The sequence below is a fragment of the Acetobacter pasteurianus subsp. pasteurianus LMG 1262 = NBRC 106471 genome, from assembly GCF_000285275.1.
GTDB classification, from domain to species: Bacteria; Pseudomonadota; Alphaproteobacteria; order Acetobacterales; family Acetobacteraceae; genus Acetobacter; species Acetobacter pasteurianus.
On record NZ_CADO01000004.1, the window covers coordinates 65,931 to 78,259 of the forward strand.

Genomic DNA, 12,329 nt, shown 5'->3' on the forward strand with positions numbered 1-12,329 from the left:
TCAGTTCAGTTTCAGGCGGCGCGCCACAAAATCAGACAAAGGGCGCCATACCAAAGCGTTGGTGAACATGACAAATACACACATCACCACCGTACCCAACCCAACATTGCTAATGTTTCCAAGCTGAGTGCTTTGCGCAACATAAGCGCCCAGACCATGAGCCGTTAGGGTTGTTTCTCCCCATTGCGCCACTTCAGATGCAATGGCTGCGTTCCATGCGCCACCTGCTGCTGCCATAACGCCAACAAGGTAATAAGGCGCAATGCCCGGCAGGATGATGCGCCGCCACCAGAACCAGCCCTTTACTTCAAGATTCCGGCCAACTTCCAACAGATTGGATGGGAAGGAGGAGGCCCCGGCAATAACATTGAACAGGATGTACCACTGCGCCCCCAAAATCATCAGGGGAGTGAGCCAGATATCTGGGGTTAAGCGGAAATGCACAATCACCACCACAAATACCGGAAAGAACAGGTTGGCCGGAAAAGCTGCCCCATACTGCGCCAATATCTGTGCCCGCCGGGCGCGAGTTGGGTCCAGCCCGCACCAGATACCTACAGGCACCCAGATTAACGAAGCCAGCACCAACATGCTGACCACACGCACCAATGTTATGCCGCCCAACCCAAACACATAGGCAATCTGGCCAAGTGTGTAATGCGTATGGGCATAGTCCCACACCTGCCATGAAGCCCCGATGCAGACGAGCAGAAGCAAGCCCCACCACAGCCAATCCGGGCCACCAGTGCTCTCATCCGCATCGACCCGCATGGTATCGGGACGAGACCCAAGAGGCAGGTAGCTAATACGCCGGCCAACAGAGAGCAGGGCGTTCCCGCACATCCGCAACAAACGTGTGCGGCGCACCAGCCGCAAAAACCACGGTTCCACAACTTGGGTTGCGTTAACGCTTTCCAGCCTAAAGCGTGTAGCCCATGCCGCCAAAGGCCGGAACAGCACCTGATCGTACACCAAAATAACAACCATCATGGCCACAATGGCTGCGGCTACAGCACCAATATTCTGCTGGTCTATGGCCATACCCACATAGGAGCCTATGCCCGGCAGGGTGATATCCGTGCTGCCAACAGTAATGCTTTCAGAATACACCACCATGAACCAGCCACCGGCCATGGACATCATGGCGTTCCACACCAAGGATGGAATGGTGCAGGGCACTTCCAGCCGCCAGAACTTTTGCCAGCTTGTCAGACCAAAGCAGCGGGCGGTTTCTTCCAGCTCAGGCGGCACAGACCGCAAGCCCTGATACATGCCCAACGCCATGTTCCATGCCTGACTGGTAAAAATGGTGAAAATGGCCGCACATTCTGCGCCCAGTATGCGGCCCGGAAACAACCCCAGAAAAAACGTGATGGTAAAAGACAGAAACCCAAGGATGGGAACAGATTGCAGCACATCCAGCAGCGGCACCAAAATCTGTCCTGCACGCCTGCTTTTTGCGGCCAGCGTTGCATACACAAACGTAAACACCAATGAGCACGCCAAAGCCGCAAACATGCGTATGGTTGTACGCAACGCGTAACCGGGCAGGTACCACATATCCAGATGTATGGGCATGCTGGCGGGTGCCACCAATGGCCCCAGCATGTGCCTTACCGCCGCCCCAAGCGCTATTGCCGCTGCAGCCAGACACAAAAGCAGCAGGGCATCTGCGCTGTTCAGATAACGTAAAGGCAGAGAAGACGAACCTTGTGGCCTAGGTACAAGGTTCATCCAGCTTCTGTTCATGGCACTCCGGTTCCCGTGCTGCCAAACCCACCTGCGCCGCGCTGTGTTTCATCCAACTCATCACATTCGGCCCATACCACCCGCGTTACGGGTGCCACAACGGCCTGCGCAATACGCATGCCGCGTTCAATGGTAAATGGAGCCTGCCCGGCATTCAGCACAATAACGCCCAGTTCTCCGCGATAATCTTCATCCACTGTGCCGGGAGAGTTGGGGAGAATGATGCCGTGCTTAAGAGCCAGACCAGAGCGAGGGCGCACCTGAAGTTCGTACCCACGGGGCAGAGCAATACGCAGCCCTGTTGGCACCAGCACCCGTGCGCCAGGCAGCAACACCACGGGTTCTGCTACTGCGGCCAGCAGGTCCATCCCCGCGGCACCTGCCGTGGCATAGGTGGGTAGGGGAAGGCCCTGTGCATGATGGAGGCGTTGCACCTGCACACTAAGATCAGCCGAAGGAGAAATGGGTGCAGACATAAACAAGCCTCTATAAAAATTTCAAAAACAGTCTATCAGGTTTCTGTAAACCAATCTGCCATGCGGGAAGCAAGCCTTTGTGCAACTTCTTCCTTTGGCATATGCGGCCAGCGTTCACTTCCTTGGGCGGTTATCAGAACAACCTGATTCCTATCACCCCCCATAATACCTGTGCCAGCACTTACATCATTTGCAACAATCCAGTCACATCCCTTGCGCTGGCGCTTGGCAGTTGCGTGCGCTTCAACCTTTTCTGTTTCCGCTGCAAACCCTACAACCAGGGCGGGCCGTTGCGGACCGGGAGCCGAAATTTCGGCCAGAATATCCGGATTAGCTACCAGCCGAATAGGAGCGGGCACGTCATCGCGGCTGATTTTTTTAATCTTTTGCCCAGCCTGCACCTCAGGCCGCCAATCTGCTACCGCTGCAGTGCAGACTGCAGCATCAAACGGAGCGGCGGCCTTAACGCATTCCAGCATCTGGCAAGCCGTTTCGCACGCAACATATGTAACACCGGCAGGAGCGCGTAGCGTAGTTGGGCCACTTACCAGCGTAACTGTTGCCCCAAGGTCTGCCAATGCTGCTGCAATGGCATAACCCTGCTTACCAGATGACCTGTTAGCCAGATACCGCACAGGATCAAGCGGTTCATGCGTAGGGCCAGCCGTTACCAGAACAGATTTACCCGCCAAGGGGCCATTCTGTTGTTGCTGATGGCGAAAAAAGGCCAATACGGCATCCTGAATATCGGCGGGTTCTGGCATACGGCCTGCACCAAACTCACCACACGCCATAGGGCCAATGGCGGGCGGCACAACGTGCACACCGCGCTGCTGCAACGTGGCCACATTATCCTGCGTGGCGGCGTGCTCCCACATTCTCACATTCATGGCGGGAACAGCCATAACAGGCGCATCTGTGGCCAATAAAAGCGTGCTGGCCAGATCATCCGCCAGACCCGCCGCCATGCGCGCCAGCAAATTGGCAGATGCAGGACAGACAAGAACAAGATCTGCCCAGCGGGAAAGTGCAATATGCCCCATTTCCTGCTCAGCCGTTAAAGAGAACAGGTCTGTATAAACCGGCTCCTCAGTTAACGCTTGCAGGGTAAGGGGCGTTACAAACTGGCTTCCACCTTCCGTCAGCACGCAGCGCACCTGCATACCCGCACCTTTAAGCAGGCGCACCAACTCCGGCGCCTTGAAGGCAGCAATACTGCCGCCCACAATGAGCAGAATGGAACGAGAAGGCAAAGCCACATCCATACCCTTTGGCCTTATACGCGCCAGCCTGAATGAATGGCTGCAATACCGCCGGAAAGAGACTGATACCGCACGTGAGAGAACCCGGCCTCACGGAACATCTCTGCAAGTGTTTCCTGATCCGGGAAGGTGCGGATGCTTTCTGCCAGATACTGGTAGCTGTCACGGTCCTTGGCAATCAGGTTGCCCATGGCAGGCAGCACCTTAAAAGACCATGCATCATAAATAGGGGCCAGAGCTGCTACCTGAACGCGAGAAAATTCGAGGCACAGAAAGCGTCCGCCAGGCTTGAGCACGCGCCGCGCTTCACGCAACACTGCCATTTTATCTGTGCAGTTACGCAGGCCAAAAGCGATGGAAACCCGATCTACTGACATATCACGCAGCGGAATGGCTTCTGCATCCACAACGCAAAAGGAGAGATCAGACACAAAACCACGATCAATGGCCCGGTCCCGCCCAACAGACAGCATGCTGCTGTTGATGTCGGTCATGATGGCAGAGCCGCCGCCGCCCTTTAGCCAGCCAAAGGTGATATCACCCGTGCCGCCGGCCAGATCCAACAAAGACATGCCGGGCTGCGGGCCAAGCTCTGTTACAAAAATACGCTTCCATACCCGATGGATGCCAAGGGACATGATGTCATTCATCACGTCATACTTGCCAGCAACGCTATCGAACACGTCACGAACAAGGTTTTTCTTTTCTTCCTTCCTTACGGAACGGAAGCCGAAATCCGTTTCTTCCACTGTTGCGTCAGAAGAAGCGGGGGAGGGCGTAAAGCTGTTGTCGGTCATGGGGTTCCCCTATACCCTGCTTTTTAGCCATGCCGGAACTCCCTGAAGTAGAAACCGTAATGCGCGGGATGCAGATTGCCCTGCAAAACGGTACCATCAAAGAAGCAATTGTGCGCCGTCACGACCTGAGATGGCGGATTCCTGCCGATTTCTCACAAACAATCAAAGGCCGCCGGATAGAAGGCTTTCGTCGCCGGGGCAAATATATTCTTATGCGCCTGTCTGGTGGAATGTCCATAATCTGGCATTTGGGCATGTCTGGGCGTGTGCTTCTCGATTCTCCAACCGAGCCGTTACCGCATGAACACGTCGTGCTGATTCTGCAGGACGGAAAGCGTTGCGGGTACATAGATCCGCGCCGGTTTGGTATGTTGGATCTGGTTCCCACAGATCAGGAAGATACCTACCCATTGCTGGCAGGCATGGGGCCTGAGCCCCTTGAGCCTGATTTTACCCCCAAAACCCTATTAGCCGCCAGTAAGAACAGGCGGATGCCTATCAAACCTTTTCTGCTTGATCAGAAGGTTGTGGCCGGGTTGGGCAATATTTATGTGTGCGAGGCCCTGTTTCGGGCTGGCATTGCCCCAACCATGCCGGCCTGTAATCTTACAGCCCCCAAAGCCCGCAAATTGGCGCAAGCCATACGAGATGTGCTGGAAGAGGCCATAGAAGCGGGTGGCTCCAGCCTGAAAGATTATGTGCGGCCAGAAGGCGGGCTAGGATACTTCCAGCACGCATGGCGGGTATATGGGCAAACGGGCAAACCATGCCCCAATTGCCCCGGCACCCCTGCATGTTCTGGCGTGCAGCAGATAACACAAGCCGGACGATCCACATTTTTTTGTCCCCAAAGGCAGAAAAACGGGTAAAATCCTAGTGGTCGGCACGGAAGAAGCTTGACGGAAGGCGCTTAGGTGCATTACAGCACCGCTTACTCTTTTGGGTAGCGCGTTCCGGCGTGTCTGCCCTTTTAATCTTTCTTAAGTGCTGGACAGAATAGAAACTCATGGCGAATATCGCTTCGGCGCGTAAGCGCATCCGGCAGACCGCGAAGCGGACTGCTCGTAACACCGCCCGCAAATCCCGCATGCGTACTTTCATCAAGAAAGTAGAAACCGCAGTTGAAGCTGGTGATCATGGCGCTGCGCGCGAAGCACTGCGCCTTGCTCAGCCAGAAATCCAGCGTGCGGCCACCAAGGGCGTTATCCACCACAACACAGTGGCCCGCAAAATTTCCCGCCTGTCTGCCCGTGTGAAAGCACTGGCTCCGGCCTGAGGAAAGTGCGGGGCCACCTAAATGGTGGCCATCTGACGCTTTGAGATAAAGCCGAATCATCACCCAGATGGTTCGGCTTTGTTTTTATCACCACCTTGGCTGGATAAAGTGCAAGCAGGGCTGGCAGCATGAAATATTGATTGCTCCATTTGCTCTCACTGCTTTACCTTGCTGGATGGCTTGGCGCTGTTCGGGCTATCTTTCCGCAAGATAAAAGCAAGCCTGCACCATAGGCCGCCAAGGCCGTTACAGATGTTGCACAGCACCGGCAGCACACTTGCCGCCAGTTTTGTGAATTGCGTGAACCCATTCGCGCCTTAATGACCGCTCGGGAGCAAAAATGACAATCGGAGTGGACGATGACGAAAGCGCCTTTTCCCGGCTTGAAGACGGCAAGGGGCTTGAGGAATCGTGGCTGCGTATCTGCGCCCGCCTGAAGGGCGAAGTTGGCGAAGTTGAATACCGCACCTGGCTGACCAAAATTGCGCTGGGCCCGATTGATGGCGATGAAATCACCCTGCTTTTGCCCACGCGCTTTTTGCGCGATTGGGTGAGAAGCCAGTATGGTGACCGCCTGAGTGAACTGTGGAATCAGGAAATCCCCAGCATCCGCCGGGTAGAGCTACAGGTTGCCCGCGCCGGTGATCCTGCGCCCATACCTTTGGAAAATGTGCCCAGCACCGCCGCCGCAACACCCGCACAGGAAGAGGCAACCCCAGCAGCACGTACCGCGCCAGAAGTGCGGAGTGATTTGGTTACCGCGCTGGATAGCCGCTTTACGTTTGATACGTTCGTGGTGGGCAAGCCGAACGAATTTGCTTATGCCTGCGCCCGCCGCGTTGCAGAAAAACCCTCCAGCGTTGGGTTTAACCCACTGTTTCTTTATGGCGGCGTTGGGCTTGGTAAAACACACCTGATGCACGCCATCGGGGCCGAACTGATCCAGAGCGGCAATGTGTCTGTGGCCTACATGTCTGCCGAAAAGTTCATGTATCGGTTTATTGCGGCCATCCGTTCTCAATCCACCATCGAGTTCAAGGAACAGCTGCGTTCCGTCGATGTGCTGATGATTGACGATTTGCAGTTCCTGATCGGCAAGGACAACACGCAGGAAGAATTCTTCCATACCTTTAACGCGCTGGTTGATGCCGGACGGCAGATTGTGGTTTCGGCTGATAAATCTCCATCCGATCTCTCAGGGCTGGAAGATCGGCTGCGCACGCGCTTGGGCTGCGGCATGGTGGCAGATATTCACGCCACCACGTTTGAACTGCGTATTTCCATTCTGGAATCAAAAGCAGCGGCTTCTGGCGTTGTGGTGCCCGGTAAGGTTCTGGAGTTTCTGGCACACAAAATCACGTCCAACGTGCGTGAACTGGAAGGCGCGCTCAACCGCCTGATCGCGCATGCCAACCTGTTTGGTCGGCCGGTTACGCTGGAAGCTACGCAGGAAGTGCTGCACGATATCCTCAAGGCGCACGACCGCCGTGTGACGATTGAGGAAATCCAGAAAAAAGTGGCAGAACACTGGAATATCCGCCTCACAGACATGTCATCTGCCCGTAGGGCGCGCAATGTTGCACGCCCCCGGCAGGTTGCCATGTATCTGGCCAAGCAGCTTACAAGCCGCTCTTTGCCAGAAATTGGGCGCAAGTTCGGTAATCGTGACCACACAACCGTTATGCATGCGGTAAATCGCGTTACGGAACTTATGGGGCTGGATGCAGCTTTTGCAGAAGATGTGGAACTCCTGCGGCGGATGCTGGAAAGCTGAAAACGTAGAGATTCCAAAGGGATTGACTGATAATGCCCACCTGTTACTTTTCGGGGTGGAAAAAGCGGATGCCTCTTGCAAAACAGAGGCCCTGTCTTGCAGGAAAGAGGGTTAGATGAAGTTTTCGGCGGAACGCGCAACACTGCTTAAGGCATTGGCCCATATCCAGAGTGTTGCGGAAAAGCGTAACACCATACCCATTCTAGCCAATGTTCTTATTCAGGCAGCTAACGGACAGCTCAGCCTGAAAGCCACGGATATGGAAATTGAAGTGGTTGAGGAAGTTCCCGCCAAGATCACGCGGGAAGGGGCTACAACTGCACCAGCAGCCGTTCTGTACGAAATTGTGCGCAAACTACCCGATGGCGTGGATGTAGAGCTGGATCAGGCCGATAGCGAAGGCCCGCTTCTGCTGCGTGCTGGCCGCTATGCTACCCGCCTGAACGTGCTGAGCGTGGATGATTTTCCATCCATGGGCGCAGGGGATTTCCCGCATCGGTTCAAACTGCCTGCAACCACACTACATTCGCTGATAGACCGCACGCGTTTTGCCATTTCCACCGAAGAAACCCGCTATTACCTGAACGGTATCTTCCTGCATGGCACAGAAGTGGATGGCGAAGCCAAGCTGCGCGCCGTGGCAACTGACGGACACCGTCTGGCCCGTGTAGAAGCTGATTTGCCTGCAGGTGCCGCCGGGATGCCGGGCGTTATTGTTCCGCGCAAAACAGTGGCCGAAGTACGCAAGCTGATTGATGAAGCGCCGGAAGAAGTGGAAATTGCGCTTTCTGAAACGCGTATCCAGTTTACGGCAGGGCCTGTTACACTCACATCCAAGCTGATTGACGGCACGTTCCCTGAATATGAACGTGTTATCCCGCGCAACAACACACGCATTTTGCGGGTTGGCAAAAAAGACTTTGCCGATGCCGTGGCCCGTGTTGCCGCAATTAGCCAGGAACGCTCTCGCCCGGTCAAACTAACGCTAGAACCCGGCCTGCTCACTCTGTCTGCCAGCAGTGCAGAGCAGGGGGTAGCCAAGGAAGAACTGGATGACAACCGCATTTCCTACGATGCAGAAGGGTTGGAAATCGGCTTTCAGGCACGCTATTTGAACGACATTACTGATCAGGTGGAAAAAGAGGTGGAATTTGCGTTTGCAGATAGCGCATCCCCCACCATTGTGCGCGATGTAGATAGCCCATCCGCACTGTATGTTCTCATGCCGATGCGCGTGTGATCCGTTTTTTTGCTTTAACACTTACGGCCAGCCTGCACTGCCAAAATGCAGGCTGGCCAACAGAAGCAGCGTGGCATGCCCCGGCTTCTTAAACTTACGCTTTCCAATTTTCGCAATTACGAACGGCTTGTATGGTCTCCCGATGCAAGCCTGTTGGTGCTGACAGGCGAAAACGGCAGCGGCAAAACCAATTTGCTGGAAGCAGTTTCTCTTCTCTCTCCGGGCAGAGGGCTGCGGGCGGCACCCCTTACACAATTCGGCCGCATGGGTGCAACCAACTGGGGTGTTTCTGCGCGCATTGAAACTGAAGATGAGTTTCTTGAACTCGGCACCGGCACACAGGGCGGGCAGGAGAGGCCCCGCCGCGTTTTTTTATTAAACTGGCGGCAGATCCGGGGGCAGGAGGCGTGGGAAGATACGCTTGCTGCTGTGTGGATTACCCCGCAAATGGACAGGTTGTTTAGTGAAGGCGCGTCCGGCAGGCGGCGCTTTCTGGACCGTCTGGTTATGGCAGTTACGCCCCACCATGCGCGGGAACTGGCTGCGTATGATCGCGCCATGACACAACGTAACCGGCTGCTGCAAACACGCTTTTCCGAACATTCATGGCTCTCTGGGTTGGAGGCCTCCATGGCGCGGCATGCTGTGGCTGTGGCCGCGGCTCGGCAGGAAACCGTGCGCCAGATCTGCCATTACGCCCAAAATGGTCTGGGTGCTTTCCCCGCTGCTATTGCGACATTGGAATGCGCTGTAGCTCAAAAACTGGAAACATCTCCGGCACTGGCTGTAGAGGACTGGCTACGAGAAAAACTCGCCGACTTGCGCGAAGATGATGCCGCACGTGGCCGTGCCACGTTTGGCACGCATCGCAGTGATTTTCTGTTAGAAGATCTCACATCCAGACAACCGGCCGCACTGGCGAGCACTGGCCAGCAAAAATCCTTGCTTATTGGCGTTGTGCTGGCACATGCCCGGCTTGTCACAGACTATCGGGGGCAACCACCTATTTTGCTGCTGGATGAACCTTTGGTGCATCTGGATGCCGCGCGCCGGGCCTCATTACTGGAAATTGTGCAGGATTTTCGCACAACCGTGCTGCTCACCGGCACAGATCAGGCGCCTTTTGCCCCCCTTAAGCAGACTGCCCAGTTTGAAACCCTGAAAAACGGAGCTTTTTTGCCCTCAAGCCCATAAAACATGCTGCTCAATCTGGCCCCAGAGGTTTGATCAGGGTATAAGAATAAAAGGTTTTTTGTTCTTTCCTGTACGGAGCGTACCGTTCTTATGACCGACCTCTCTCAGCCCACGCCATCTGCCGTTTCCGAAGAGTATGATGCCGCGTCGATCTCTGTGCTGAAGGGGCTGGATGCTGTCCGTAAACGGCCCGGCATGTATATTGGTGATACGGATGATGGTTCCGGCCTGCACCACATGGCGTTTGAAATTATTGATAACGCAGTGGATGAGGCTCAGGCTGGTTTTGCATCTCGCTGCGTCGTCACTTTCAACGCAGATGGCAGCGTTAGCGTGCGTGATAACGGGCGCGGCATTCCCACAGATATGCATGCTGAAGAAGGCATCAGCGCTGCGGAAGTGGTGCTGACGCGCCTGCATGCTGGCGGCAAGTTTAACCAGAACTCCTACAAGGTTTCTGGTGGTCTGCACGGCGTGGGTGCCGCTGTGGTGAATGCACTCTCCGAATGGATGGAAGTGCGCATCTGGCGTAACGGGCAGGAACATTTCATTCGCTTCCAGCACGGTGAGCGTGATGCCCCGCTGGAAATAGTTGGCCCTTCTTCCGAGCCCTCTGGCACGGAAGTTACCTTCAAACCCAGCAGTGAAACATTCCCCAAAACGGATTTTGATTTCACCATTCTGGAACGCCGCCTGCGTGAACTGGCCTTCCTGAACTCCGGCTTGGAAATTGTGCTGCGTGATGCACGCGTTACCCCCGTGCGGGAAGAAAAATTCTTTTACGAAGGCGGGCTGGAAGCTTTTGTAAACTGGCTGGATCGGTCTCGCACTTCGCTGTTTGCGCCACCTATTACTGGCAGTCTGGAAAACCCGGATAACGGCATTAAGGTAGAGTTTGCACTGACATGGAACGATAGCTTCCATGAAACCATGCTGTGCTTCACCAACAACATTCCGCAGCGCGATGGTGGGGCCCATCTGGCAGGTTTCCGTCAGGCGCTTACGCGCGTTGTTGGCAAATATGCCGAAAGCATTGCCAAAAAAGATGCGCATTCCCTGCAAGGGGAAGATATGCGTGAAGGACTGACGGCTGTCCTGTCCGTTAAGGTGCCAGACCCCAAGTTCTCATCCCAGACTAAGGATAAGCTGGTTTCTTCCGAAGTGCAGCCGGTTGTGCATGCCGCGGCCGCGGACATTATCAGCCACTGGTTTGAAACCCACCCCAAAGAAGCAAAAATTGTTATCTCCAAGGTGTTGGATGCAGCCTCTGCGCGTGAAGCCGCGCGCAAGGCACGTGAGCTGACACGCCGCAAGGGGGTGCTGGACGTTTCATCACTCCCCGGTAAGCTGGCAGACTGTCAGGCGCGTGACCCCGCCAAAGCTGAACTGTTTATTGTGGAGGGTGATTCCGCAGGTGGCACCGCCAAACAGGGGCGTGACAGACGCTTTCAGGCTATTCTGCCGCTTAAAGGTAAGATCCTGAACGTGGAACGCGCCCGGTTTGACCGTATGCTGGGTTCTGCCGAAATTGGCACACTTATTACCGCATTGGGCACAGGCATTGGCCGTGGTGAACCAGAGCAGGGTGGCTTCTCTATTGAGAAACTCCGCTACCACCGTATTGTCATCATGACTGACGCTGACGTGGACGGCTCTCATATCCGTACACTGCTGCTGACCTTCTTTTTCCGCCAGATGCCGGAACTGATTGAGCGCGGTTACCTCTATATTGCCCAGCCACCGCTTTACCGTGCCAAACGCGGGAATGAAGAAACCTATCTGAAAGACGATGCAGCACTTGAGCAATATCTGCTCAACAAGGCCCTGAACAATGCCAGCTTTGTTTATACAGATAAACGCGTAGTAAGTGGTGAAGAACTGGCTGCTGATCTTCCATTCATCCGGCAGGCAGCGCAGGCTATTAACCGCCTTTCCAACCGCATCCCATCCTGGATTATCGAACAGGTAGCCTTGGCTGGCGCGCTGACAACGGATGTGGAGCAGCTTCAGCAACGGATGCCAGCACTGCAGCAGCGCCTTGATACCGCATCTGCTGAAAATGAAAAAAGCTGGAAAGCCGTTGCAAGTGCGGACGGTGTGGAACTGGCCCGCAATGTGCGTGGGGTAGGGGAAGTGTACCGCATTGACCCAACTATGCTGGCCAGTAACGATGCCCGCTGGCTAACCATGCAAGCAAACCGCCTGCAAAAAGACTTTGCAGAAGGCGTAGCATTGAAAAACGATACCACCGAGCACCAGCTTAGCGGCCCGGCTGATCTTTACGCCCGACTGCTGGCACAGGGCCGCCGTGGGCTGACCATCAACCGCTTTAAAGGTCTGGGCGAAATGAATGATGCCCAGCTTTGGGAAACCACGCTGGATCCGGCTATGCGCACACTGTTGCAGGTACGCGTAGGCGATGTGGAAGAAGCGGGTGATGTTTTCACCACCCTGATGGGCGATATTGTTGAACCGCGTCGTGACTTCATTGTCGGCAACGCACTTAAGGTTGCCAATCTGGACGTCTAATACCTGCATAAACAAGGGAGAGAATTTATCTC

Annotated in this window: 10 protein-coding genes; 6 read left to right on the forward strand and 4 right to left on the reverse strand. The window is 55.1% G+C overall.

Annotation, left to right across the window (positions count from 1 at the left end):
* From APA10_RS01440 to APA10_RS01455, 4 genes are read right to left on the reverse strand one after another with little or no spacing between them, the layout of a single operon-like run.
* Complete coding sequence (locus APA10_RS01440) at nt 1-1,749, reverse strand: ABC transporter permease (RefSeq protein ID WP_003629954.1); 1,749 nt, start codon at nt 1,747-1,749, stop codon at nt 1-3.
* Complete coding sequence (gene dut, locus APA10_RS01445; RefSeq protein ID WP_003629955.1) at nt 1,746-2,225, reverse strand: dUTP diphosphatase; 480 nt, start codon at nt 2,223-2,225, stop codon at nt 1,746-1,748. The genes APA10_RS01440 and dut overlap by 4 nt, the downstream gene beginning before the upstream one ends.
* Nucleotides 2,226-2,260: 35 nt before the next feature.
* Nucleotides 2,261-3,490, reverse strand: a complete 1,230-nt coding sequence (coaBC, locus tag APA10_RS01450) for a bifunctional phosphopantothenoylcysteine decarboxylase/phosphopantothenate--cysteine ligase CoaBC (protein ID WP_003629956.1) — start codon at nt 3,488-3,490, stop codon at nt 2,261-2,263.
* Nucleotides 3,491-3,501: 11 nt separating this feature from the next.
* Nucleotides 3,502-4,284: a class I SAM-dependent methyltransferase gene (locus APA10_RS01455; RefSeq protein ID WP_003625501.1), complete on the reverse strand. Its 783-nt coding sequence runs from the start codon at nt 4,282-4,284 to the stop codon at nt 3,502-3,504.
* A 29-nt stretch (nt 4,285-4,313) separates the two neighbouring features.
* Between APA10_RS01455 and mutM the strand changes: the two genes are divergently transcribed.
* From mutM to gyrB, 6 genes are all read left to right on the forward strand, one after another.
* Nucleotides 4,314-5,153 carry a bifunctional DNA-formamidopyrimidine glycosylase/DNA-(apurinic or apyrimidinic site) lyase gene (gene mutM, locus APA10_RS01460; protein WP_003629957.1) on the forward strand — a complete coding sequence of 280 codons (840 nt, stop codon included), beginning with the start codon at nt 4,314-4,316 and terminating at the stop codon, nt 5,151-5,153.
* Between the two features lie 137 nt (nt 5,154-5,290).
* On the forward strand, nt 5,291-5,560 hold the full coding sequence (gene rpsT / locus APA10_RS01465; RefSeq protein WP_012812907.1) for a 30S ribosomal protein S20: 270 nt from the start codon (nt 5,291-5,293) through the stop codon (nt 5,558-5,560).
* A 340-nt stretch (nt 5,561-5,900) separates the two neighbouring features.
* Nucleotides 5,901-7,334: a chromosomal replication initiator protein DnaA gene (gene dnaA, locus APA10_RS01470; protein ID WP_012812906.1), complete on the forward strand. Its 1,434-nt coding sequence runs from the start codon at nt 5,901-5,903 to the stop codon at nt 7,332-7,334.
* Between the two features lie 115 nt (nt 7,335-7,449).
* Complete coding sequence (dnaN, locus tag APA10_RS01475) at nt 7,450-8,574, forward strand: DNA polymerase III subunit beta (protein ID WP_003629958.1); 1,125 nt, start codon at nt 7,450-7,452, stop codon at nt 8,572-8,574.
* 45 nt (nt 8,575-8,619) lie between these two features.
* Entirely contained in the window at nt 8,620-9,768 is a 1,149-nt protein-coding gene (gene recF, locus APA10_RS01480) for a DNA replication/repair protein RecF (protein WP_003629959.1), read from the forward strand.
* Between the two features lie 90 nt (nt 9,769-9,858).
* Complete coding sequence (gene gyrB, locus APA10_RS01485) at nt 9,859-12,297, forward strand: DNA topoisomerase (ATP-hydrolyzing) subunit B (RefSeq protein ID WP_003629960.1); 2,439 nt, start codon at nt 9,859-9,861, stop codon at nt 12,295-12,297.
* Nucleotides 12,298-12,329 lie beyond the last annotated feature (32 nt).

What these genes read in the sequence shown, in the direction of transcription:
- APA10_RS01440 (WP_003629954.1), bottom strand. Translation starts at nt 1,749, where the DNA reads ATGAACAGAAGCTGGATGAACCTTGTACCTAGGCCACAAGGTTCGTCT.
- dut (WP_003629955.1), bottom strand. Translation starts at nt 2,225, where the DNA reads ATGTCTGCACCCATTTCTCCTTCGGCTGATCTTAGTGTGCAGGTGCAA.
- coaBC (WP_003629956.1), bottom strand. Translation starts at nt 3,490, where the DNA reads ATGGATGTGGCTTTGCCTTCTCGTTCCATTCTGCTCATTGTGGGCGGC.
- APA10_RS01455 (WP_003625501.1), bottom strand. Translation starts at nt 4,284, where the DNA reads ATGACCGACAACAGCTTTACGCCCTCCCCCGCTTCTTCTGACGCAACA.
- mutM (WP_003629957.1), top strand. Translation starts at nt 4,314, where the DNA reads ATGCCGGAACTCCCTGAAGTAGAAACCGTAATGCGCGGGATGCAGATT.
- rpsT (WP_012812907.1), top strand. Translation starts at nt 5,291, where the DNA reads ATGGCGAATATCGCTTCGGCGCGTAAGCGCATCCGGCAGACCGCGAAG.
- dnaA (WP_012812906.1), top strand. Translation starts at nt 5,901, where the DNA reads ATGACAATCGGAGTGGACGATGACGAAAGCGCCTTTTCCCGGCTTGAA.
- dnaN (WP_003629958.1), top strand. Translation starts at nt 7,450, where the DNA reads ATGAAGTTTTCGGCGGAACGCGCAACACTGCTTAAGGCATTGGCCCAT.
- recF (WP_003629959.1), top strand. Translation starts at nt 8,620, where the DNA reads ATGCAGGCTGGCCAACAGAAGCAGCGTGGCATGCCCCGGCTTCTTAAA.
- gyrB (WP_003629960.1), top strand. Translation starts at nt 9,859, where the DNA reads ATGACCGACCTCTCTCAGCCCACGCCATCTGCCGTTTCCGAAGAGTAT.